The following is a 23,818-nucleotide window of genomic DNA, read 5'->3' as shown; positions in this document are numbered from 1 at the left end:
GCGACGAACCGCACAGGGGGTTCCATGAGATCCAACCGCGCCTCGGTGCGCGCCGGGGTGAGCATGGCAGCGACACTGCCGATGCTCGCCGGTGCGCTGGCGCTCGGCATACCCGCGGCGCACGCCGCCGACCACCCGCTCCGTGACCTGCTGTCCGGGACCCGCCCCCCGTGGGCCACGGCCCGCGCGGACAGGGGCGCCACCTCCGACGGCGCCCAGGTGTCGGCCCGGGTCTACCTCGCCGGCAAGGACGCCGCCGGGCTCGCCGCCTACGCCAAGGCCGTCTCCGACCCGAGCTCGGCCTCCTACGGCAAGTACCTGACGGCCAAGCAGGCGCAGGCCCGCTACGGTGCCACCAGGGCCCAGGTGGCGGCCGTGAAGTCCTGGCTGACGGCGTCGGGCCTGAAGGTCACCGGCGTCACCCGGCACTACGTCTCCGTCAGCGGTGACGTGGCCGCCGCCGAGAAGGCGTTCGGCACGCAGCTGCACAACTTCGCCAAGGGCTTGAAGACGTACCGCGCCCCGGCGAGCACCGCCTCCGTACCGGAGAGCCTGGCCGACGCCGTCCTGACCGTGACCGGGCTGGACAACGCGCCGCACATGGCCACGCACGACGATCAACTGCCGCCGCCGGACACCGTGTTCCGCAACGCCGGGCCGTTCTCCTCGTACTACGGCTCGAACACCGCGAGCACGCTCCCGGAGGCGTACGGCAAGAAGATCCCGTACGCCGTGAAGGGCTACACGGGCAAGCAGCTGCGGGCCGCCTACGGCGCGGGCACGCGCACCGGCAAGGGTGTCCGGGTCGCCATCACGGACGCGTACGCCTCCCCGACGATCGCCTACGACGCCGGCACCTACGCCAAGCGCAACGGCGACGCGGCGTGGAAGACCGGCCAGCTGCACCAGGTGCTGCCGAAGAAGTACACGAACACCAAGGACTGCTCGGCCTCCGGCTGGTACGGCGAGGAGACCCTGGACGTCGAGGCGGTGCACGCGGTCGCCCCGGCCGCGGACGTCACGTACGTCGGCGCCGCCTCCTGCACGGACGGCGATCTGCTCGACGCGCTGGGCAAGGTCGTCGACAGCCACCTGGCCGACATCGTCTCCAACTCCTGGGGCGAGGTGGAGGCCGCGCAGACCCCGGACCTCGCGGCCGCCTACGACCAGGTCTTCCAGCTGGGCGCGGTCGAGGGCATCGGCTTCTACTTCTCCTCCGGCGACGACGGCGACGAGGTCGCGAGCTCCGGGACGAAGCAGGTCGACTCCCCGGCCAACTCGGCGTGGGTCACCGCCGTCGGCGGCACCTCGCTGGCCGTCGGCAAGGACAACACGCACCTGTGGGAGACCGGCTGGGGCACCGAGAAGGCGAACCTGTCGGCCGACGGCAAGAGCTGGACGGACTTCCCGGGCGCCTTCACCTCCGGCGCGGGCGGCGGCACCAGCAAGACCGTCGCCGAGCCCTCCTACCAGCGGGGCGTGGTACCGGACGCGCTGGCCAAGGCCAACAGCGCGGACGGCAACCGGGTCGTCCCGGACATCGCGGCGATCGCCGACCCGAACACCGGCTTCCTGGTCGGGCAGACGCAGACCTCACCGGACGGCAAGACCCAGGCGTACAGCGAGTACCGCATCGGCGGCACCTCGCTCGCGGCTCCGACGATCGCGGCCATCCAGGCGCTGGCGCAGGAGGCCCGCGGCGGCAAGGCGATCGGCTTCGCCAACCCCGCGATCTACGCCAAGGCCGGCTCGAAGGTCTACCACGACGTCACCGACGACCCGACGGGCTCCGGCCTCGCCGTGGCCCGGGTCGACTTCGTGAACGGCTACGACGCCACCGGTGGTCTGTCCACGTCCGTGCGCAGCCTCGGCAAGGACAGCTCGCTCGCGGCCGTGAAGGGCTACGACGACGTCACCGGCGTGGGCTCACCCGCGAAGGGCTACGTCGAGTCGTACCGGCGCGGCTGACCTCCGCAAGGGCACATGGGGTGGTGTGGGGTGACTCACACCACCCCATTGTGTCGCACTGACGATTACACTGGGCGGCGTGCCTCAACTACGTCTCGCCCTGAACCAGATCGACGCCGGCGTCGGCGACCTCGCCGGGAACACCGAGTCGATCGTCCGCTGGACCCGGCACTCCGCCGAACAGGGAGCGCATCTCGTGGCGTTCCCCGAGATGGTGCTGACCGGGTATCCCGTCGAGGACCTGGCGCTCAGGTCGTCCTTCGTGGAGGCCTCCCGCGCGGCGCTGCGTTCCCTCGCCGCGCGCCTGGCCGAGGAGGGCCTCGGAGAGCTGCCGGTGATCGTCGGCTACCTCGACCGCAGTGCGACCGCCCAGCCGAAGTACGGCCAGCCGGCCGGCGCGCCGCAGAACGCGGGTGCGGTGCTGCACCGCGGCGAGGTGGTCCTGAACTTCGCCAAGCACCACCTGCCGAACTACGGCGTGTTCGACGAGTTCCGCTACTTCGTGCCCGGCGACAGCATGCCGGTGCTGCGGGTGCACGGCGTGGATGTCGCCCTGGCCATCTGTGAGGACCTCTGGCAGGACGGCGGCCGCGTGCCCGCCGCCCGTTCGGCCAAGGCGGGCCTGCTGGTCTCGATCAACGCCTCCCCCTATGAGCGCAACAAGGACGACACGCGCCTGGAGCTGGTCCGCAAGCGGGCCCAGGAAGCCGGCTGCACCACGGCGTACCTGGCGATGATCGGCGGCCAGGACGAGCTGGTGTTCGACGGCGACTCGATCGTCGTCGACAAGGACGGCGAGGTCGTGGCGCGGGCGCCGCAGTTCTCCGAGGGCTGCGTGGTCCTCGACCTGGACCTGCCGGCGGCGTCGGCGGACGCGCCGACGGGCGTGGTCGACGACGGTCTGCGCATCGACCGCGTGGTGCTCTCCGAGGAGCCGCTGCCCGCGTACGAGCCCGAGCTCACGGGGGGCTACGCGGACCGTCTGGAGGACGACGAGGAGGTCTACTCCGCGCTGGTCGTCGGCCTGCGGGCGTACGTCGCGAAGAACGGCTTCACCTCGGTCCTGATCGGCCTGTCGGGCGGTATCGACTCGGCGCTGGTCGCGGCGATCGCGTGCGACGCGGTGGGCGCGCAGAACGTGTACGGCGTGTCGATGCCGTCGAAGTACTCCTCGGAGCACTCCAAGGGCGACGCGGCCGAACTGGCCCGCCGCACGGGTCTGAACTACCGCACGGTCGCGATCGAGCCGATGTTCGACGCCTACATGGGCTCGCTGGGGCTCACGGGCCTGGCCGAGGAGAACCTCCAGTCGCGCCTGCGCGGCACGCTGCTCATGGCGATCTCCAACCAGGAGGGCCACATCGTCCTGGCCCCCGGCAACAAGTCGGAGCTGGCGGTCGGCTACTCGACGCTCTACGGCGACTCGGTCGGGGCGTACGGCCCGATCAAGGACGTCTACAAGACGTCGGTCTTCCGCCTCGCCGAGTGGCGCAACCGGGCCGCCCGGGAACGCGGCCAGACCCCGCCCATCCCCGAGAACTCCATCAGCAAGCCCCCGAGCGCGGAACTGCGCCCGGGCCAGGTGGACACGGACTCGCTGCCCGACTACCCGGTGCTCGACGCGATCCTGGAGCTGTACGTCGACCGGGACCGGGGAGCCGACGAGATCGTGGCGGCCGGGTTCGACGCGGCGCTGGTCGCGAAGACGCTGCGCATGGTCGACACGGCCGAGTACAAGCGGCGCCAGTACCCGCCGGGCACGAAGATCTCCCCGAAGGGCTTCGGGAAGGACCGGCGGCTGCCGATCACGAACGGGTGGCGGGAGTCGCTCTGACGGTCGGGGTCCGGAGGGCTTGATAGGCAAGCGGACACTTGCCTATCCTGAGGTCGTGGCCGACGACCTCTTCAAAGCCTTGGCCGACCCCACCCGTCGCACCATCCTCGACGAGCTCGCGGAGCAGTCCGGGCAGACACTGTTCGAGATCTGCTCGCGGCTGAGCATGAAGCACCGGCTCGGCATCTCACGCCAGGGGGTCTCCCAGCACCTCGCGGTGCTGGAGGCCGCCGGGCTCGTGGAGACGAGGCGGGAGGGCCGCTACAAGTTCCACGACCTGAACACGGCCCCACTCCGGCAGATCACCGAGCGGTGGCCGGCGCCCGCCCCCTCCGGACCGGAAGAGAGCCCGTCATGAGGATCCATCTGACCAGCGTCTTCGTCGACGACCAGGCCAAAGCCCTGCGCTTCTACACCGAGGTCCTCGGCTTCGTGAAGAAGTACGACGTCCCCGTCGGCGAGACGGACCGGTGGCTGACCGTCGTCTCCCCCGAGGAGCCCGGCGGCACGGAACTGCTCCTGGAGCCCGCCGGCCACCCGGCCGTCAAGCCCTACCGCGACGCGCTCGCCGCCGACGGCATTCCGCTCGCCCAGTTCGCCGTCAGCGACGTCCGGGCCGAGTACGAGCGCCTGAGCGGCCTCGGCGTCCGCTTCACCCAGGAGCCCCTGGAGATGGGCCCCGTCACCACGGCCGTCTTCGACGACACCTGCGGCAACCTGATCCAGATCGCGACCCAGCCGGAGGAGATGTCGTCACCATCTTGACCGGTGACGACTCCCGATGCCACCATCGTCACCTGCTCACGTGGTGACACATCTGGCCGGCACGGGAGAACACATGGCGGCGATCCGCGACATCGAGGTCGTCGTCTTCGACGTCCTGGGCACCATGGTCGACGAACCCGGCGGACTTCGATCGGCGGTACGGGAAGCGACCGGCCCGTCCGGCCCGACGGCCACCGACGAGCTCGTCGCCCTGTGGCGGCGGCACTGCGAGCGGGAGCAGGAACGCGTCCAGCAGGGGCAACGCCCCTACGCGAGCACGGAGGTGCTCGACGCCGAGGCCGCCCGGCTGGTGGCCCGGCACGCGGGGGTGACCGACCCGGGGGCCGTCGCGCGTCTCGCCACGGCGGGGCGGCGGCTGCCCGCGTGGGGCGACTCCGTCGCCGGGCTGGAGCGGCTCTCGCGGCGGTACCCCGTGATGGGGCTGTCCAACGCCGGCCGGACGGCCCTGCTGCACCTCAACGCGCATGCCGGGCTGCGCTGGCACCGGGCGCTGTCGGCAGAGGCCGTCGCGGCCTACAAGCCGGCGCCCGAGGTCTACCGGCTCGCCCTCGACAGCGCCGGCCCATCGCGGTGCCCCCTTGGGTTCCTGCTTCATCGGCCTCTGCCGCCCGGTGAGGGGTGGTCTTACGTGGTCTCCACAGGCTTGACGTCCCGCCAGTCGGGCGGTAGGTCCGACAACTACGTTGCCGGACAAGGCGATCGTGCCATGGATCTGAGGCCCTCCGGGCCTCTGGAGCGAGGATGCCCTACACCCCCACCCTGAAGGGTGGAGCACTGGGCAAGGGTTCGGGTAGCGCGCCCGCCTCGCGCCCCGGTCAAAACGAACGGCGGCCCGCGGGACCGGGTCCCGCGGGCCGCCGTGTGCCGGGAGCCGTCAGAGGTGCACCGCTTCGGCCTCCTGCGGGACGTGGCTCGCCACGATCCGCTCGCGCCCGGCGACCGGAGCCCGGCGCCGGTCCACCGCGTAGGCCAGCGACGCCACGGCCAGGCCGAGGACGGCCAGGGCCACACCGGCCAGGGCCGGGGAGGTGACGCCGAAGCCCGCGGCCAGCGCGAGGCCGCCGATCCAGGCGCCGCCGGCGTTGGCCAGGTTGAAGGCGGCCTGGTTGGCCGAGGAGGCCAGGGAGGGGGCCGAGGAGGCCTTCTCCATGACCATCAGCTGGAGCGGGGAGCCGGTGGCGAAGGCCGCCATGCCGAGCAGGGTCACGGCCACGGCGGCCGTGAGCTCCGTGCGCATCAGCAGCGGGAACAGCGCCAGGACCGCAACCAGCGCGGTGAGGCCGCCGAACAGCGTGCCGCGCAGGGAGTGGTCGGCCAGGCGGCCGCCCAGCAGGTTGCCGGCGGTCGCGCCGACGCCGAACAGCGCCAGCAGCAGGGTGACGCTGGCGTCGGCGTAGCCGGCGGCGTCCGTGAGCATCGGCGTGATGTAGCTGTAGGCGGCGAAGAGCGCACCGAAACCCGCGACGGTCGTGCCGAGCGACAGCCAGACCGGCAGGGAGCGCAGGGCGGCGAGTTCACCGCGCAGGCCCTTGGCGGTGGTGTGCTCGTGGTCGTGCGGGATGAGGAACGCGAGCGCGGCGATCGCCGCCAGGCCGATGGCGCTGACGCCGAGGAAGGTCGCCCTCCAGCCGAGGTGCTGGCCCATCAGGGTCGCGACCGGCACGCCCGCGACGTTCGCGACCGTCAGGCCGAGGAACATCAGGGAGACCGAACGCGCCTTGCGTTCGGGGGCGACCATGTTCGTCGCGACGACGGCGCCCACGCCGAAGAAGGCGCCGTGCGGCAGACCGCTCAGGAAACGGGCGGCCAGCAGCCAGCCGTTGTCGGGCGCGAGGGCCGACAGGGCGTTGCCCACGACGAACAGTCCCATCAGGCCGATCAGGACCGTGCGCCGGGACATCCTGGCGGTGACCGCGGCCAGCAGCGGGGCGCCGATGACGACGCCCAGCGCGTACGCCGACACCAGGTGGCCGGCGCTGGGTATCGAGATGTTCAGGTCGTCCGCGACGTCGGGCAGCAGACCCATCATCACGAACTCGGTCGTACCGATGCCGAAGGCGCCCACGGCAAGGGCGAGCAGGGCCAGGGGCATGAAGGAGCCTTTCGAGACTTGCTTGGAGATCCGTACGCGTATGTTCAAGTATGGAACAAAGTCTCGCAGGCGCACTATTCCGCGCGGTGACGCCGAGGTTGCGGATTTCTGACGGAACTGTCCTGACCAGCGGGTTTCAGGAACCGCTTGTGGTGACCCTCACACGAGCCGCGACCGGGAGATGGTCGCTGCCCGTCTGCGGGAGGGTCCACGAGCTCTCCGGCTTCAGGCCCCGCACCATGATCTGGTCGATGCGCGCCATCGGGAACGACGCCGGCCAGCTGAAGCCGAACCCGTTGCCGGCCGCGCCCTGCGTGGAACGCATCTGGGAGGTGACGGCGTTGAGCGCTCGGTCGTTCATCGTGCCGTTCAGGTCACCGAGCAGGACGACGTTCTTCAGCGGTTCGTGGGCGATGGCCTCGCCGAGGTAGTCGGCGCTCCGGTCGCGCTGGCGGGCCGTGAAGCCGGCCTCCATCTTCACGCGCACCGACGGCAGATGGGCGACGTAGACCGCGACCTGCCCGGACGGTGCGGTCACGGTGGCGCGCATCGCGCGTGTCCAGCCCATGTCGAGGTCGACGTCCCGCACGCCGCTCAGCGGGTACTTGCTCCACACGCCGACCGTGCCCTGCACGGAGTGGTAGCGGTACGTCGGCGCCAGCGCCTTCTCGTACGTCGGGACGGCGGTGGGCGTCAGCTCCTCCAGGGCCAGCACGTCCGCGCCGGAGGCGGCCACGTCACGGGCGGTGCCGGCCGGGTCGGGGTTGTCGGCGTTGACGTTGTGCGTGACCACCGTGAGGTCGCCGCCGGTCGCGGTCTTGTCGCTGAGCTGGCCGCCGAAGAGGTTCAGCCAGACCACGGACGGCAGCACCACCGCGATCAGCGCGGTCGCGGACTTGCGGACCAGGGCGAGGACGAGCAGCACCGGGACGAGGAGCCCCAGCCAGGGCAGGAACGTCTCGGTGAGACTGCCCAGGTTGCCGATGGTGTTCGGGATGCGCGAGTGCAGCACCATGACCAGGGCCAGCAGGACCGCGCACGCCGCGACCACCAGTCCGCGCCGCCAGATCCGCGGGTCGCCCCGCCAGGGGCCCGCCAGCCGGTCGAACAGGCGCCGAAGCCGGGTTCCCCGGTGCTCGGGCCCCGAGCCGCCGTTGTCCGTCTCCGTCATGTACGCCTGCTGCGCCATACCGTCGCCTCACTGCCTGCCGTGCACACCATCGCCCCCGTGTCCTTACGACCCTAGGGGATGATCCGTTCCGTTCCCGCCGTCCTGCGACGGCCGTACGGGGGCGATGACGTCCGAGCCCCCGAGGAGAGTTCCGGTCCCGCCCGCCGAAAGCGCCGTCTGTGACGAAACGCGCACACTCACCCGGGCCGCTGGGACTGGGAACTGACGGGGCGTAGGCCTTCGAGGAGGGTGTCGACGACCTGGTCGGCGAGGTCGTCGGGGAGGTCGGCGTCGGTGTGCAGCACGGCGCGCAGGAGCATCGGGCCGACGAATATGTCGTTCAGCAGTTCGAGGTCGAGGTCCGTGCGCAGTTCGCCGTTCTCCTGGCCGCGGCGCAGGACTTCCAGGCCGAGCCGGCGGCGCGGGGCGACGACGGTGGCGTGGTATGCCGCCCAGAGTTTCGGGCTGCTCTTCATCTGGGCCTGCACGCTGTGCAGGATCGCCGAGGAGCGGTTGGCCAGGCCGCGCCGGCGCACCTGTTCCAGCAGGACGACGAGGTCGTCGCGCATGGAGGTGCCGGGGAGCGGCGGGTCGGGGGGTTCGGCGGCGCGTACGACGTCGACGAAGAGTTCCTCCTTGCCGCTCCAGCGGCGGTAGATGGTGGCCTTGCCGACGCCCGCGGTACGGGCGATGCGCTCGATGGACAGCTCCGCGAGGGGCACGCCCTCCTCCAGGAGCCTCATCACGCCCTCGATGATGGCGCGCTCGACGGCCTCGCTTCTGGGGCGGCCCCTCGCGGGACCGTCGGGCGGGGTGTGCCGTTCGGCGAGGCTCACGTCGCTGCGTCCTTCCTGACGGGGGTGGAGACCGTTCCCGGCTGCGCGGGGAGTGAATTCTCCCGCAGGTCTACGAACCCGTGTGCGACAACTCCTTGTCCCCCTGCGCCCGCTGGGGCGACGGCGGCCTGCCCGGCAGGAACAGCGCCACGACGACCGCGCCGATCAGGGCGACCCCCGCGCCCCACAGGGCGGTGACGTGCATCGCGTGCAGGAACGCGTCGTAGGCCGGGGCGACGAGGGACTCGCCCCGCGGGCCCAGCTTGCCCGCGACGCCGAGGGTGGCCTCGATGGACTCCCCGGCGGTGTGCCGCAGCCCCGGGGGCAGGACGCCGAGCTTGTCCTCGATGCCCGTGCGGTACGCCGTGGACAGCACCGAACCGAGGACGGCGATGCCGAGGGCGCCGCCGACCTGCCGGAAGGTGTTGCTGAGCGCGGAGGCGGAGCCGGCCTTCTCGCGGGGCAGGGCCTGCATGATGACGACGCTGACCGGCGTCATGATGTGCGCCATGCCGGCACCCATGAGGAAGAAGATCACTTCCAGGATCCAGATGGGCGTGTCCCCGTCCAGGGTGGCGAAGGCGGCCAGCATGGCGGCGATGACGGCCATGCCGGCCGTGGTCGTCACCCGGTTGCCGAAGCGGTCGACGACCAGCCGGGCGCGCGGCGCAAAGATCAACTGGGCGGCGGCCAGCGGCAGCATCAGCAGACCGGTCTGCAGCGGCGAGTAGCCGCGCACGCTCTGCGTGTAGAAGACGGAGAAGAAGGTCACGCCCATCAGAGCGAAGAAGACCAGCGCGACGGCGGCGATGGCGGCCGAGAAGACCTTGCTCTTGAAGTACGTGACGTCTATCGACGGATGGTCGCTGCGCTTCTCGAACACGACGAAGGCGACGAGCACGGCGAGGCCGGCGCCGATGGTCGCGAGGACGGTCGCGTCGGTGAAGTCGGCGAGCTGGCCGCCCTTGATGATGCCGTAGACGAGCAGGACCAGGCCGACGACGGACAGCACGACACCGACGGGGTCCACCCGGCCCGGGTTCGGATCGCGCGAGTCGGGCACCAGCCAGAGCATCAGCGCAAGCCCGAGCAGCACGATCGGCACGTTGACGAGGAAGACCGAGCCCCACCAGAAGTGGTCCAGCAGGACACCGCCGGTGATCGGGCCGATGGCGACGGCGAGGCCGACGCCGCCCGCCCAGATGCCGATGGCCTTGGGCTGCTCCTCACGCTCGAAGACGTTCATGAGGACGGCCAGGGTGGCGGGCATCACGAACGCGGCGCCCAGGCCCATCACGGCCCGGAAGGTGATCAGCTGGCCCGGCGAGCCGGAGAACGCGGCGAGCGCCGAGCCGATGCCGAACACGGCGAGACCGCCGAGCAGCACCTTCTTGCGGCCCAGCCGGTCGCCGAGCAGTCCGGCGGTGAACAGCAGGCCGGCGAAGACGAGGGTGTAGGCGTTGATCGCCCACTCCAGTTGGCTCTGCGTGGCGCCGAGGCCGGTGGGGGCCGGGGTGGAGATCGTCTTGATGGCGACGTTCAGGATCGAGTTGTCGAGCACGACGATCAGCAGGCTCAGCATCAGCACGCCGAGGATCGCCCAGCGGCGCCGGTGCACCGCTTCGGGCACGCGCGGGCCGGTGGGGGCGGCCGGTTCGGCAGGAGTAGTCATGGCACCGAGCCTAGAAGCATTTCGATACGAGACCGTCTCGTATTGGAATTCTCTTACCGGGATCTTACGCGGCATCCGCCTCCGGGCCCTCGCGGACGCGCGGACGGAACTCACAGGGGCTCCCCTAGCCCTCGATGGCACGAGGTGCCACCATGGACGTGGTCCGGGGACGCCGTCAGGGCGCCTCGAGATGACGTGTTAGGAGCCGTGCCATGACGCAGCTTCCGGCTGCCCAGACTGCTCAGATGAAGCCCTCCGGCAGCGGCAGGGCGCTGTACGGGGGCAAGGGCACCCGCCGTATCACCGTGCGGGACATCGCCGCCGCCAAGGAGCGCGGCGAGAAGTGGCCGATGCTCACCGCCTACGACGCGATGACCGCGTCCGTCTTCGACGAGGCCGGCATCCCGGTGATGCTCGTCGGCGACTCGGCGGGCAACTGCCACCTCGGGTACGAGACGACCGTGCCCGTCACCCTCGACGAGATGACGATGCTGTCGGCGGCGGTCGTACGGGGCACCTCGCGCGCCCTGATCGTCGGCGACCTGCCCTTCGGCTCCTACCAGGAGGGTCCGGTGCAGGCGCTGCGCTCGGCGACCCGGCTGGTGAAGGAGGCGGGCGTGCAGGCCGTGAAGCTGGAGGGGGGCGAGCGGTCGCACGACCAGATCCGGCTGCTCGTCGAGTCCGGCATCCCGGTGATGGCGCACATCGGCCTGACCCCGCAGTCGGTCAACGCCATGGGCTACCGCGTGCAGGGCCGCGGCGAGGAGGCGGCCCAGCAGCTGCTGCGGGACGCGAAGGCCGTGCAGGACGCGGGCGCGTTCGCGGTGGTGCTGGAGCTGGTCCCCGCGGAGCTGGCCGCCGAGGTGACGCGGGTGCTGCACATCCCGACCGTCGGGATCGGGGCGGGCCCCGAGACCGACGCGCAGGTGCTGGTGTGGACGGACATGCTGGGTCTGACCGGCGGGCGGGTGCCGAAGTTCGTGAAGCAGTACGCGAACCTGCGTGAGGTCATGGGCGACGCGGTGAAGGCGTTCGCCGAGGACGTGGTCGGCGGAACGTTCCCGCAGGAGGAGAACTCCGTCCACTAGGACATCACAGAGAGCCACAGCGGTACCACGGACAGCCCGTCGATCTCCCCCAGTCGACGGGCTGTCCCCTTTCGCCGGGACCACCGACAGCCGGTGTCGGCGGCCTGTCGGTGGTTTGTCGGTGGGTCCTGGAACCGTCTGTCCCATGACGCGAATCGACACACAGACCAGCGGCGCCGCTGTCACCGTGCGGGGGCTGGTGAAGCACTACGGGGAGACCAAGGCACTGGACGGGGTCGACCTGGAGGTGCGGGAGGGCACCGTGATGGGGGTCCTCGGACCGAACGGGGCCGGGAAGACCACCCTGGTGCGGATCCTGTCCACCCTGCTGCAGGCCGACTCGGGGCAGGCCACCGTGGCCGGGTACGACGTCGTACGGCAGCCCCGGCAGCTGCGGCGGGTGATCGGGCTCACGGGCCAGTACGCGTCCGTGGACGAGAAGCTCTCGGGCTGGGAGAACCTGTACATGATCGGGCGGCTGCTCGATCTGCCCCGCAAGGAGGCCCGGGCCCGTGCCGACGGGCTGCTGGAGCGCTTCTCGCTGACCGAGGCGGCCAAGCGGCCGGCGGCGACGTACTCCGGGGGCATGCGGCGCCGGCTGGACCTGGCCGCGTCGATGATCGGCCGGCCGGCCGTGCTCTTCCTCGACGAGCCGACCACCGGCCTCGACCCCCGCACCCGCAACGAGGTGTGGGACGAGGTCAAGCGCATGGTCGGCGACGGGGTCACCGTGCTGCTCACCACCCAGTACATGGAGGAGGCCGAGCAGCTCGCCTCCGAGCTGACGGTCGTCGACCGCGGCCAGGTCATCGCCGGGGGCGCGATCGAGGCGCTGAAGGCGAAGGTCGGCGGCCGTGCGCTGCGGATCCGCCCGGCCGATCCCACCCAGCTGCGGCCCCTCGCCGGCACGCTGGACGAGCTGGGGATCACCGGGCTCGCCACCACCACCGTCGACAGCGACCGGGGCGACGTCCTCGTGCCGATCCTCAGCGACGAGCAGCTGACGGCGGTGGTCGGCGCGGTCACCGCGCGCGGCATCACGCTCTCCTCCATCACCACCGAACTGCCCAGCCTGGACGAGGTGTTCCTGTCCCTCACCGGCCACCGTGCCAGTGCCCCGCAGGACGCCATGCCCGCCGAAGACCTTCAGGAGGCCGCCGTATGAGCGCCGTCACCGTCAACGACGCCGCCACGGACGCCCGTATCCCGCTGCGCGGCCATCTGCGCCACACCGGGGCCCTGATCCGCCGCAACCTGCTGTGGATCCGCAAGGACCCGGAGTCGATGGCCGACGCGCTGCTGATGCCGGTCATCTTCACCCTGCTGTTCGTGTTCGTCTTCGGCGGCTCGATCGGGCAGGCGCTGGGCGGCGGGCAGGACCGGTACGTGCAGTACGTGATCCCGGGCATGATCGCGATGATGAGCATGACGCTGTCCCAGGGCGTGGGCACCGGCTTCAGCCAGGACTTCAACTCCGGCGTCATGGACCGTTTCCGGTCCCTGCCGATCGGGCGCGGCTCGGTGCTGTTCGCGAAGATCTCGGTGGAACTGCTGCGGATGCTGTTCGCGACCGCCGTGCTGATGATCGTCGCCGTGGCCGTCGGGTTCGAGATCACGAACTGGCCGGGACTGTTCGCGACCGTGGCCCTGTCCACGGCGTTCGCCTCGTCGATCATGTGGGTGTTCCTCACCCTCGGCGTGATCCTGAAGAACGCGCAGTCCGTGCAGGCGATGGGCTTCCTGGTGCTGTTCCCGCTGCAGTTCGGCTCGTCGATCTTCGCGCCGACCACGTCGATGCCGGGCTGGCTCCAGGCGTTCACCGACTACAACCCGCTGTCGACCCTCGCGGACGCCGCACGCGGGCTGATGGTGGGCGGGCCGGTCGCGCACGACCTGTGGGTGACGCTCGGCTGGTCGGTGGCGATCACGGCCGTGATGGCGCCCGTCGCGATCCACAAGTTCCGCACGAAGAACTGACCGGGCGGGCGGATCTCGCCTCACGGGTCCTTTCAGAGCAGGGCGGTGGCCTCGTCGAGGGAGAGGCCACCGCCCGCCGCGTACGCGGCCTCGTAGGCCGGGTCGCCGAGCAGCGCCCGGGCCTGCCGCTCGGTGCGCTCGCGGGTCTCGCGCTCCTGCCGCTGGGGGGTGTGCCCGGGCGGCAGCAGGGCGTCGAAAGCGCCCAGACAGCGGGCCGCGTCCTCGGCGCGCCCTCCGCCGTCGAGACCGGCCAGGGCCCAGGCGCCGATGATCAGGTACCCCGAGCGCATGTACGGCGCGATGGCCGTGGACAGCGGATCGGCGGCCCGCTCCAGTGCCTTGCGGATCAGGTGCAGGCACTCCTCGTACCGGCCGTCGGCGGCGTCCAGCCAGGCCTCCGCACCGAGGATGAAGGCGTCGAAGACGATGAAGTGGGCGATACGGAAGTCCTGCCGCAGCCGGCTCAGTTGCTCGCGTGCCTCCGCGGTACGGCCCGTCAGGCCGAGCCAGCCGGCGAGGAACAGACGGGCGGCGGGCATGGCCTCGCTGTGCGAGTCCTCGCGCTGGGCGATCACCTCGCGCAGCAGCCGCTCGCCGCGTTCGCCGTCGCCCGCCTCCAGCAGCGCGCTGCCCAGCCGGGCGCTGAGCACCGCCGCCTGGGCGCGGGCGCCGAGGTGTTCGGCGTGGGCGATGGCCGCCTCGTAGTCGGCGGCCGCCAGGGCGTAGTGGCCCTTGCGCTCGTGGGCCTCGGCGCGGGCGGAGAGGGCCTCGGCGGTGCCCCAGGCGTCACCGAGGCGCCGGTAGATCTCCAGCGACTCGTCGGCGTCGTGGGCGGCGTCACCGGCCCAGTCGGTGCGGTTGGCGAGGAAGTTGGCCCGCATCTGCAGGCCGGAGGCGAGCTCCCAGTCGAAACCCGGGGTCTGGCGGCAGGTGCGGATGGACGCGTCGATGATGACGCGCAGCCGGTCCATGTCGCCGGTCAGCATCACGGCGAAGAACCAGAGCAGGCCGGGGAGCCGGCAGTTCTGCGGCAGACCGGGCTCGTACGTCGCGGCGATGGCCCGCAGCTTCCGCTGGGAGTCCGGGTTCTGCCAGGCGTCCAGCTCGGTGTCCATGCAGGCGAGATGGGCGAGGTGGATACCGCGCCGGGCCTCCCACAGAACCTCGCCGGTCATCGGGGGCGGGGCGTCGGTGCAGCGCTGCCACACCGCGGTGGCGGGGCGGACGGGCTCGCTGAAGGGGTCCGGGCCGAGCACCATCACCTCACGGCACCAGTTGCGCGCCTCGATGCGCAGGTCGCGCATCTGCCAGTACCAGACGAGGGACAGGGCCAGGCACAGCGCCTCCTGCTCGTCGCGCAGGGCGACGGCGTGCCGCAGCGCGGTGCGCACATTCTCGTACTCGCGCTCCAGCCGGTGGATGGCGGCGAGCTGGCCGGGCCCGCGCAGCAACGGGTCGGTGACGCGGGCCAGTTCACGAAAGTACGTCAGATGGGCCCGCTCGGTCTCGGCGCGCCTCCCGGACTCGTCCAGCCGCTCGGCGGCGTACTCGGCGACGGTCTCCAGCAGCCGGTAGCGCATCTCCCCGTCGGCGGACCCGTCCGGCGGGGCGGCCACGACCAGGGAGCGGTCGACGAGGGAGCCGAGGGCCTCCAGGGCGGCCGGTCCGCACACGGCCTCGGCGGCGGGCAGGTCGCAGCCGCCGGCGAACACCGACAGCCGCCGCAGGACGTCGCGTTCCTCCTCGTCGAGCAGGTCCCAGGACCAGTCGACGACCGCTCTGAGGGTCTGCTGGCGGGGCAGGACGGTGCGGCTGCCGGAGGTGAGGAGACGGAAGCGGTCGTCCAGCCGGTCGGCGATCTGGCGGGGGGTGAGCATCCGCAGCCGGGCGGCGGCCAGTTCGATGGCCAGCGGCAGGCCGTCGAGGCGCCGGCAGATCTCGGCGCACGCCCTTGGGTCGTCCTCGATCCGGAAGCCGGGCCGGGCCGCCGCGCCCCGGTCGGCCAGCAGCCGCAGCGCCACCGGCTCGGGCAGCGGCTCCACCGGCCGCAGCAACTCGCCCGGGACGCCGAGGGGTTCACGGCTGGTGGCCAGGACGGTGAGGTCCGGGCAGCGCGCCAGCAGCTCCTCGGTGAGCCGGGCGGCGGCGTCGACGACGTGCTCGCAGTTGTCGAGGATCAGCAGCATGCGGGGCCGGGAGCAGTGCTCGGCGAGCCGCTCGACCGGGTCGTCGAGCCGGTCGGCGACGGCGGCTCGGATGCCCTCGGCGCCGGCGCCGTACAGCACGGTCTCCCGGGCGCCGACGGCGGTGAGCACGGCCTCCGGTACGGCGTCCGGGTCGTCGACGGGGGCGAGTTCGGCCAGCCACACGCCGCCGGGCATGGCCTCGCGCACGGTCTCCGCGGTCTCCTGCGACAGCCTGGTCTTCCCGGCGCCGCCGGGGCCGAGCAGGGTGACCAGCCGGGCCTCCGCGAGATCCCCGCGAATGGTCTCGATGTCGGTCTCCCGGCCGATGAAGGAGGTGAGGCGGGCCCGGAGGTTGCCGGCGAGCCGGGCCGGCACGGGCACGGGCGTGTCGTCCAGTCGCAGCAACTCCGCGTGCAGGGACCGAAGTTCCGGCCCCGGGTCGGCGCCGAGGCGGTCGGCGAGCAGGCGCCGGACCTCCTCGAAGGCGTCCAGCGCCTCCGCCGCACGGCCGGCGTCCCGCAGGGCGCGCAGACGCAGGGCCTGGAGGGGCTCGTCCAGGGGGTGGCCGTCGCACAGGGCGGTCAGCTCCGGCAGGGACTGCTCGGCCTGGCCCAGGGCGAGGGCGGCCGCGTGCCGGGCCCGGAGCACGTCCAGGCGGCGGGTGTCCAGGCGGGCCGCCTCGGCGACGCGGTCGGGCAGGTCGGCGAGAGCGGGGCCGCGCCACAGGGCGAGGGCGTCGTCGAGGACCACGGCGGCCTTGGCGGGATCGCCGTCGGCCAGCGCCCGCAGCCCTTCGCCCGCCAGCCGCTCGAACCGGTGCAGGTCAACGTCGTCGGGCGTGGCCGCGAGCCGGTACCCGCCCTCGACGGAGGCGACAGCGCCCGCCCCGAGCGCCCGCCGCAACCGCCCGACCAGCGCCTGCAACGCCCCCGGCGCGTCGGCGGGCGGCTGCCCGCACCACACCTCGTCGACGAGCAGCCCCACGGGCACGGTCCGCCCGGCCCGCAGCGCGAGCACGGTCAGCAACGCACGCAACCGCGCCCCACCGACCGGAACGACCGACCCGTCACTGCGGAGCGCCTGCGTGGTGCCGAGGATGCGGTAGTGCACGGGCTCATTGTCTCCGGTGTCACGGGGGCGGGTCACGGCGGTTGACGGCGCGGCGGGGCGTCGGGGGGCCGGCGCGGGGCCGCCGGGGTCACGGGCGGCGTGACACGGCGGGCTGGGACGTCCGAGGACCGGACATCCGGGGACCGGCACGGACGCGCCGCACGCGGACCAGGGCACGCAGAGCCCGCCACGGGGGCACCGGGGCGTCTGCCGCGCCGCACGGCCGACCAGGCCGCCCCGAGCCCGCCACAGAGGCGCAGGGATCGGGCGGCACCGGGCGGACAGCCGGCCGGGGGCCTCCGGCGTCCGGCACGAGGACGCCGGGCCGCACCGGACACGACCGGCCGGGACGCCCAGGGGCCGGCACGAAGACGCCGGGGCCGTCGAGCGGCACCAGGCGCACGACCGACCAGGGGCGTCCGGCGTCCGGCGCGTGGACGCCAGGCCGTACAGGACATGACTGACCAGCGCGCCCGGAGAACGGCACGAGGACGCCGGGGCCATCAGGCCACACCCGGCACGACCGACCAAGACGCCCGGGAACCTGCACAGAGCCGCCGAGGCCATCAAGCCGCACCCGCCACGACCGACCAGGACACCCAGAACCCGGCACAGAACCGCCCGGCCCACCAACCCCCACCCGACACGGCCCCCCGGAACCCGGCACAAGGGCGCCGGGCCCATCGGCGGTACCCCGCACCGTCGGCCGGGATGGCAGACGGAGACGGACCCGGTCGGAGCGGCGGGCTCCGGGCCGGGCGACGGGTGTGGAACAGCGGCGCGTCACCGGTCCTCGTCCGGTCCGGCTCGTGTGACGGGGTTCGGGGCCTTCGGCCGGCCGGCGGCAGAGCGGGTTCGTTTCCGGGGGGTGCTCAGGCTCTCCAGCAGGACCGTCAGATCCGCCGCCGGGATGCCCCGGGTCTCCGCGCCCGGCTCGGCCCCCTGCCGGGGCAGGCCCCGGGCCTCGCGGACGGCGTGGGAGAGGCGGGAGTCCGTGCCCGGCACGTCCAGGGTCACCAGCACCCCCGACTCGCGCGAGCGCCGTCCCCGCCCGTCGGCCGCCCGCTCCGCCTCGGTCTCCCTGAACCGCTTCGGGCACCGGTCGACCAGTCGTAGCCGGCGCTCTCCCGCCACGGGCTCGTAGGAGCGCGACCCGGGCGCGGTCTCCGTCCAGGTCTGGGTGAGCACCTGCACGGCCCGTACCGTCCCGCCGGCCTCGGGCCACCGCGCGCCGTGCCGCTCGACGGAGAGCAGCCCGGCCGACCGGGTCCGGCCCCCCGGCTCCGGGCGCCGGTCCTGCCCGGTGTCGAGATCCGTCCCCGGGGCAGCCGGGAGGCCCGCCCCCTCCCGCAGCACCCGCACGCCGCCCACGTCCTCCACGGGCCCGGCGACCTCGGTGAGCTGGTCGTGCCAGCCGCCGCCCAGCACGGTGTCCGCATCCAGGAGCAGCAGCGGCCAGCTCACCTCGTCCCCGACCGAGAACGGCGTGCCGCAGCACTCCATCTGCCAGTCCTCGTAGACCACGTGCCACAGCCCCATGCCCCCACCCTCCCCGGAACCGACCGCCCCGCGCGAGACGTTTTTCACCTGTGCCCGGTACCGTCGGGCCGTCCCACCCGGTGTCGACGAGTGCAGGGAGCCCCATGACCACCGCCACTACCCGCCACAGCGAGCGGCGGACCAGTCCCGTGTTCGTCGGGATCGTCGCCGTGACGGCGGTCACGGGATGGGCGACCTGGACCGGGTTCGCCGAGCAGCCCGGCGTCGCCGTGTTCCTGTTCGTGACGGCGGCGTGGATCGTCTCGCTGTGCCTGCACGAGTACGCGCACGCCCGCACCGCCCTGCACAGCGGCGACATCTCCATCGGCGAGAAGGGCTATCTGACCCTCAACCCGCTGAAGTACACGCACGCCCTGCTCAGCATCGTGCTCCCGGTGATCTTCGTGATCATGGGCGGCATCGGCCTGCCGGGCGGCGCCGTGTTCATCGAGCGGGGTCGGATCCAGGGGCGCTGGAAGCACAGTCTGATCTCGGCGGCGGGCCCGCTGACGAACGTGCTGTTCGCCGTCGTCTGCACCGCCCCGTTCTGGCTGGACGCCCTGGACGGCGTGCCGAGCGACTTCCGGTTCGCCCTCGCCTTCCTCGCGCTGCTCCAGGTGACGGCGGCGCTGCTGAACTTCCTTCCGGTGCCGGGCCTGGACGGCTACGGCGTCATCGAGCCCTGGCTGTCGTACGGCATCCGGCGCCAGGTGGAGCCGTTCGCGCCGTTCGGCCTGCTGTTCGTGTTCGCGCTGCTGTGGCTCCCGGCGGTGAACGGCGTCTTCTTCGACGTGATCGACACGATCCTGAAGTCCCTCGGCATCAGCGACTTCGAGACGTACTGCGGTCAGTACCTATACAACTATGTATTCAGCTTCCTGCGCGATGGCGGCCCTAACATCGGCTGCACACCCTGACCTGACCTGCGAAAACGAAGAAGCCCCGCTCTCCTCCACGGGGGCCGGGAGGTGAGCGGGGCTGTTCCCCCATCCGGCGCGGGGACACCGAAGGATGGGGAGTGCCGCCCGCACTTCCGGCGAATGGAAGTGACGAGTCGGGCGGCGCCTCGTCCCCGTCTCTGCGACGGTCCGGGGACGAGGAGTTCCGGACGCTAGCGGGGGCTGAGCTCGGCCGACCTCACCGGCACACCCAACCCCCGCCGCGCCCTCCGCGAGCCGCGCGCACGGGCGCCCGGTCCGCGGGTCTATGGGGGTATCACCAGCAGTACACGCCAACCGGCGACCCGTTGTTGGCGACGAGTCCTACGTGCTCGTCCTCGTCGCCGTGGGGCTCCTCAAAACACGTCACGACGGTGCCGGATCGGTCGGCACCCGACCCTGGGCACCTGGGTCCCGCCGGTAACTTCGTGGTGATGCCGCACATACCGACTTGTTCGTCGAGCTCGTCACTCATGAGCGCGCCCGCCTAAGGGCTGTCCCGGAATCAGTGCTGGGCTGGGGCGCCACTACCCCAGGGCGGGAAGTGGCGGCTACTGGCCTGGTACTTGCGTTCGGCGCCCGCCCCGGGAACAGTTTCGCGGACGCCGTTCGGGGCGAAGTCGTGGGAGCAGGGCAGAGAGATGTGTGTGATGGACGCGGCAGTCAAGGAGGCTGCCGTTGCCCGGTTCCTCCGCGAATATCCACAGATGGAGCGATCTGCATGCGGCCACCCCGCGCTGCTGGGCTGCACGGATGTCGACTGGTAGCGGATTCCCGGGTGCCCTGCCGGGATCCCGGTCATGCTCCGTGGTCTTCTGGATGAGGTAGCCGGCCCCGTGGCTCTGCCCGTACTGGAGAACGTCCTGATGAACAGCGTCTTCCACGTCAGCGCCGTGATGCCGACCGTCCCGCCCTTCCTGATCCGCCTGGCAGCTATCCCTGACATCGCGGTGCGGTCCGATAGCACTCTTGGTCCTCGCCGCGGATCTGTCTCTGCCCGTCGAGGCCGACGATGAACGCCAGGTGCTGCTGTTCGGGAAAGACTGCGATCACCCGGAACGCGAGTGGTGCAGGGCCGCCTTCGCCGCACACGCTTTCGACCTGCGCGCGTTGCTGGAGGAGGGAACCCTTCCGGACGGACTGATCAGCGTGGACGACCGCGAGTCCCTGCTCAGGGCTGTGGAACCGCGACGATATCCATCCCGACTGCCCGCAGGCCGCGCTGCGGCCCGTGAAAAGATCTTGCGGTGTCTGGTGTGATTACGGCGTCGGAGCCTTCCTGGATAGCCCCGTTCACTGGCCTGAGCCCCCGCTGTTTTGGCACGTTGGTGACACAGTTGCGGCGTGAAGGAGCTGATGCGGTCCGCAGGGGCCGGCCGTGGAGCCTGCCGCTGGAGGACCGGGTGCTGCTGGTCACGGCATACTGGCGCACCAACTTGACGCTACGGCAGCTCGCACCACTGTTCGGCGTCTCGAAGTCGGCGGCCGACCGCATCATCAGCCATCTCGGCCCTCTGCTCGCGCTCAAGCCCCGCAGACGGTTCCGCAGGGACACCGTGCTCATCGTGGACGGAACCCTGGTCCCCACCCGCGACCACACGGTCGCCGAGCGGTCGAAGAACTACCGATACTCCACCAACCACCAGGTCGTCATCGACGCCGACACCCGACGCGTCGTCATGGTCGGGCGACCGTTGCCCGGCAACCGCAACGACTGCAAGGCGTGGGCACTGTCCGGAGCCAAGGACGCCGTCGGCCGGACCACCGTGATCGCCGACGGCGGCTACCGGGACACCGGCCTGGTCATCCCGCACCGCCGCGAACTCGGGCACCGCGAACTGCCGGCATGGAAGGAAGAGGACAACACTCCCCACCGCCAGGTCCGCGCCCGTGTCGAGCACACCTTGGCCGGCATGAAGACCTGGAAGATCCTCCGTGACTGCCGATTGAAGGGCGACGGCGTTCATCACGCCATGAGCGGGATCGCCCACCTGCACAACCTCGTACTCGGCCGATAGGCAAGGAGAACGGACAGCAGCTGATCACGAAGGCCGGCTTCGTCGTCGAAGACGACCTTGGCGAGCGCCGCCGGCGTAGAACTCACCGACCGTAAAACCCGCGGCCCGGCCTTGTCTCAAGCCCGGCACCAGCCCGGCCTGATCGGCGACTTTTGGCGCGATGGGGGAAGTGTCGCGCTGCCAGGATCACAAGGGCATCAGAGGCCATTGGAAGGTTTGCAGCAGAACATCGCCGTTGTTGATCCAGAACAGGCTGTCACCTTCCAACTGTACGTGGAAGAGGACTTCAAGTTCCGCCCAGATGCTGTAACCCAGGAACAGTTGGCTCTTGTAGAACTCGAGGGAAGGCATGTACAGCGTTCCCGGGAGTGTTTTGGTGTAGAGGTATCCGGGATCGGCGAGAGATCGTTCAATGAAGATCAGATTCTGAACGTCCTTCCTCTCGACGATGATACGACGGTCGTTCACTTGCGGCCCGAACGGGAAGTGGAAGAGAGTCTGCCGTGTGTGCAACCAGCACTTCGACCAGCGGTCTCCCGAGAAGATGGTTCCGTTTCCCACGTATCCCAGCAGGTTTCCGTGGAGTCCTACATAGGGGCTGGACCTCCATTTCCCGATCGAGGACGCCGGGATCCTGTTGGAGTGGAGTTCCAGAAGCCACCTCGCCCCGTACCAGCGGTTGACCATTGAGGCGCCGTCATATGTGTACTTACCACGGAAGTGCCCCCCATTTGCTTGCCATTCGCCGCCGAACGGAGGGTTTGCCCACAACCATCCGGTGGCCTCCCAGAAGTAATGATCCGCGGCATGCGGCTGAGGGCTCGCGAACACGACACCGGGATGCCAAGGACCAAACTCCGGCGACTCCTCCGATGCGAAGTGTTCCTCCAGGGCATTGCGCCGCCTGGCGTTCCACTCCTCGGTTTTCTCTTGATGGTCCCTCGGGTCAATCCCGAGGGCTTGGAGTGCAGCGGCGGTAACGCTTGCGCTGTACTCCATCTCATCCTTCTGAGGGCGGGCCAGTTCGACAAGTTCCTGCTGCTGCCGATCTTCCAGTTCCCGCTGCTCGTGGTAGCGGTCCATCCCTTCGATGACCTCTGCAGGGATGGGGTGGTGCGCGTTGGTGATCCGGCTAACGTGCGTGTCCATGGCACGTACTTCCTTAAACTGAGGCGTTGAATGCCCCCCCCCGATGCGAGTGCGCCTCTTGATGCGGCAACCGTAGATACGGAGGTCGTAAGGCGAGGATTCCTGAAGGCGTCGCAATTCCAAGTCTAGGCAGTTCCGTTGCCTTCCGCATGTGCTGAGGGTCTGTTACTCGGCAGGTCACTCGCGGGCGGTGCAGATGCTGGGTATGTTGAACAAGACATTGTTGTACGTTCTATTGTTGGGTTGGCTACGACGAGGGCACGCCGTCGCCCGTGCATGTCCTCGATAGCAGGGAATGAAGCTGAGGAGCCTTCCTGGCCGCTTCGTCTCCACGGGGACTACTACCGGGAGCGGATGCAAGAGATGTACGACGGGTGGAGGAGACATCACAGAACGCGCCCAGCCGACCTGAAGATCAGTTACTGGACATGCCTTAGATGCAGTCCCCTTCGGGGGGAAGCGTCGGTAGGGCGCGCTACGGAATTCGACCCCTGGTTTCCGGGTGATCCACTTGCTCTGAAGCCCACGACTTCCCCACGCAAGCATGATGGTTGCTTTAGTAGACATTCCTAGGTGCGAGTCCAAGTTTTGCAGGCCGTTAAGGCCGAGCGTAGGATGAAAGAGTTCTCTCGGACGCGACACAATATTTGCCGCGTCAACCATCCGATATACGCATCAACTTCCGGATGCATGCCTCCGTGCCCGACACCGAGGGCAGCTCAACTGCTGTCGTGTGAACGAGAACTGCCGACGTGACCAGGAAGTTGACGGCCTTCGAGAATGCGGGGAATGACATTCCAACGCAAGCAACCGAAGAGTTCGTGATGAACCCTGAACCGGCGGATTCCGGCGGACCTGAGGCAGGGGCCATTTCCCTCCAAGGGGCCAGTGTGGGATTCTTCTCAGCTCATGGCATCTATGTGCGCACCATCCAGGGCGACGCTTCCCTCAACCCGGGCAGCAGGTGCTTTGCATCGATCACCCAGGTCAATGCAGCCGGAACCCCGACATGGGGTGGTCCGACTATGCACGTATCGAACGTCGTTCCACGCAACGGTGAAGCGATCGTAGTCGGCCACATTCAGTGGAATACCCCCCTCCCCGTGAGGGTCAGTCTGTTCTGGATATAGCCGCGCGCTGAGGTGCCTGACTCACCTGCGACTGTGCGGTGGGGGCATCAGTTCGCGGGCTGACCTGCTCCGTAAATGCTGTCGATGAGCAGAGGATCGGGTGGGTCATGACCGTCATCGCCGGCGGCATCGAGCGCCCGGAGCGTGGCGACGTCCTTCTCCATGCTGGTCATCGCACTGGTGCTGGGACGGTGCTAATCGCTCCGGGCGGGCTATCGGTCCCATTTAGAGGTCGTCTCAACTGGCTTGATCACTAGGCTGTCTGCCGTGATGGAGTGGGTGGGACGTCTGGTTCCGGACGGGCTGTGGGAACTGTTTCAGCGG

General features: G+C 70.5%; 19 protein-coding genes. 12 read left to right on the top strand and 7 right to left on the bottom strand.

Annotated features, from left to right (window positions below):
- Window positions 1–24: 24 nt before the first annotated feature.
- From OO68_RS31260 to OO68_RS31240, 5 genes are all read left to right on the top strand, one after another.
- Window positions 25–1,968 carry a S53 family peptidase gene (locus OO68_RS31260; RefSeq protein WP_033312554.1) on the top strand — a complete coding sequence of 648 codons (1,944 nt, stop codon included), beginning with the start codon at window positions 25–27 and terminating at the stop codon, window positions 1,966–1,968.
- Between the two features lie 79 nt (window positions 1,969–2,047).
- A complete protein-coding gene (locus tag OO68_RS31255; RefSeq protein ID WP_033312553.1) occupies window positions 2,048–3,802 on the top strand; it encodes an NAD+ synthase in 1,755 nt (584 codons plus the stop codon).
- Between the two features lie 55 nt (window positions 3,803–3,857).
- Complete coding sequence (locus OO68_RS31250; protein WP_033312552.1) at window positions 3,858–4,160, top strand: ArsR/SmtB family transcription factor; 303 nt, start codon at window positions 3,858–3,860, stop codon at window positions 4,158–4,160.
- Window positions 4,157–4,567, top strand: a complete 411-nt coding sequence (locus OO68_RS31245) for a VOC family protein (protein WP_033312551.1) — start codon at window positions 4,157–4,159, stop codon at window positions 4,565–4,567. The genes OO68_RS31250 and OO68_RS31245 overlap by 4 nt, the downstream gene beginning before the upstream one ends.
- A 73-nt stretch (window positions 4,568–4,640) precedes the next feature.
- Window positions 4,641–5,351 carry an HAD-IA family hydrolase gene (locus OO68_RS31240; protein WP_078625567.1) on the top strand — a complete coding sequence of 237 codons (711 nt, stop codon included), beginning with the start codon at window positions 4,641–4,643 and terminating at the stop codon, window positions 5,349–5,351.
- Between the two features lie 111 nt (window positions 5,352–5,462).
- Here the strand turns inward: OO68_RS31240 and OO68_RS31235 are convergent, their stop codons facing one another.
- From OO68_RS31235 to OO68_RS31220, 4 genes are all read right to left on the bottom strand, one after another.
- A complete protein-coding gene (locus OO68_RS31235) occupies window positions 5,463–6,680 on the bottom strand; it encodes an MFS transporter (RefSeq protein WP_033312550.1) in 1,218 nt (405 codons plus the stop codon).
- A gap of 136 nt (window positions 6,681–6,816) precedes the next feature.
- Complete coding sequence (locus OO68_RS31230) at window positions 6,817–7,869, bottom strand: endonuclease/exonuclease/phosphatase family protein (protein ID WP_033312549.1); 1,053 nt, start codon at window positions 7,867–7,869, stop codon at window positions 6,817–6,819.
- A 179-nt stretch (window positions 7,870–8,048) separates the two neighbouring features.
- On the bottom strand, window positions 8,049–8,687 hold the full coding sequence (locus OO68_RS31225; protein WP_033312548.1) for a TetR/AcrR family transcriptional regulator: 639 nt from the start codon (window positions 8,685–8,687) through the stop codon (window positions 8,049–8,051).
- Window positions 8,688–8,757: 70 nt separating this feature from the next.
- A complete protein-coding gene (locus tag OO68_RS31220; RefSeq protein ID WP_033312547.1) occupies window positions 8,758–10,359 on the bottom strand; it encodes an MFS transporter in 1,602 nt (533 codons plus the stop codon).
- 212 nt (window positions 10,360–10,571) lie between these two features.
- Between OO68_RS31220 and panB the strand changes: the two genes are divergently transcribed.
- From panB to OO68_RS31205, 3 genes are all read left to right on the top strand, one after another.
- Window positions 10,572–11,447, top strand: coding sequence for a 3-methyl-2-oxobutanoate hydroxymethyltransferase (gene panB / locus OO68_RS31215; RefSeq protein WP_033312546.1), 876 nt, complete (start codon window positions 10,572–10,574; stop codon window positions 11,445–11,447).
- Between the two features lie 145 nt (window positions 11,448–11,592).
- Window positions 11,593–12,612, top strand: a complete 1,020-nt coding sequence (locus tag OO68_RS31210) for an ATP-binding cassette domain-containing protein (protein WP_033312545.1) — start codon at window positions 11,593–11,595, stop codon at window positions 12,610–12,612.
- Entirely contained in the window at window positions 12,609–13,424 is an 816-nt protein-coding gene (locus OO68_RS31205) for an ABC transporter permease (protein ID WP_033312544.1), read from the top strand. The genes OO68_RS31210 and OO68_RS31205 overlap by 4 nt, the downstream gene beginning before the upstream one ends.
- A 32-nt stretch (window positions 13,425–13,456) precedes the next feature.
- Here OO68_RS31205 and OO68_RS31200 read toward each other — a convergent pair whose 3' ends face one another.
- Both OO68_RS31200 and OO68_RS31195 read right to left on the bottom strand, forming a co-directional pair.
- A complete protein-coding gene (locus OO68_RS31200; RefSeq protein ID WP_245237237.1) occupies window positions 13,457–16,720 on the bottom strand; it encodes an ATP-binding protein in 3,264 nt (1,087 codons plus the stop codon).
- A gap of 783 nt (window positions 16,721–17,503) precedes the next feature.
- The gene (locus OO68_RS31195) at window positions 17,504–18,259 is read right to left on the bottom strand and encodes a DUF6578 domain-containing protein (RefSeq protein ID WP_245237235.1); all 756 of its coding nucleotides are present in this window, start codon (window positions 18,257–18,259) and stop codon (window positions 17,504–17,506) included.
- 104 nt (window positions 18,260–18,363) lie between these two features.
- Between OO68_RS31195 and OO68_RS31190 the strand changes: the two genes are divergently transcribed.
- The 3 genes from OO68_RS31190 (at window position 18,364) to OO68_RS31180 (ending at window position 21,215) form a co-directional block, all read left to right on the top strand.
- Window positions 18,364–19,176, top strand: coding sequence for a site-2 protease family protein (locus tag OO68_RS31190; RefSeq protein WP_051814877.1), 813 nt, complete (start codon window positions 18,364–18,366; stop codon window positions 19,174–19,176).
- A 990-nt stretch (window positions 19,177–20,166) separates the two neighbouring features.
- Window positions 20,167–20,457 (top strand): hypothetical protein, encoded by a 291-nt coding sequence (locus OO68_RS31185; protein ID WP_033312542.1) that lies wholly within the window; start codon window positions 20,167–20,169, stop codon window positions 20,455–20,457.
- Window positions 20,445–21,215 (top strand): IS5/IS1182 family transposase, encoded by a 771-nt coding sequence (locus tag OO68_RS31180; RefSeq protein ID WP_033312541.1) that lies wholly within the window; start codon window positions 20,445–20,447, stop codon window positions 21,213–21,215. Before OO68_RS31185 ends, OO68_RS31180 begins: the two co-directional genes overlap by 13 nt.
- 186 nt (window positions 21,216–21,401) lie before the next feature.
- Here the strand turns inward: OO68_RS31180 and OO68_RS31175 are convergent, their stop codons facing one another.
- Complete coding sequence (locus tag OO68_RS31175; RefSeq protein WP_033312540.1) at window positions 21,402–22,364, bottom strand: hypothetical protein; 963 nt, start codon at window positions 22,362–22,364, stop codon at window positions 21,402–21,404.
- 752 nt (window positions 22,365–23,116) lie between these two features.
- Between OO68_RS31175 and OO68_RS46385 the strand changes: the two genes are divergently transcribed.
- Window positions 23,117–23,494 carry a hypothetical protein gene (locus OO68_RS46385; protein WP_157852768.1) on the top strand — a complete coding sequence of 126 codons (378 nt, stop codon included), beginning with the start codon at window positions 23,117–23,119 and terminating at the stop codon, window positions 23,492–23,494.
- Window positions 23,495–23,818: the final 324 nt, after the last annotated feature.

The organism is Streptomyces iakyrus, assembly GCF_000717055.1.
In the GTDB taxonomy this organism is placed as follows: Bacteria; Actinomycetota; Actinomycetes; order Streptomycetales; family Streptomycetaceae; genus Streptomyces; species Streptomyces iakyrus.
The sequence above is the reverse complement of the archived record's forward strand: the minus strand, read 5'-3'. Positions and strand labels throughout refer to the sequence as shown.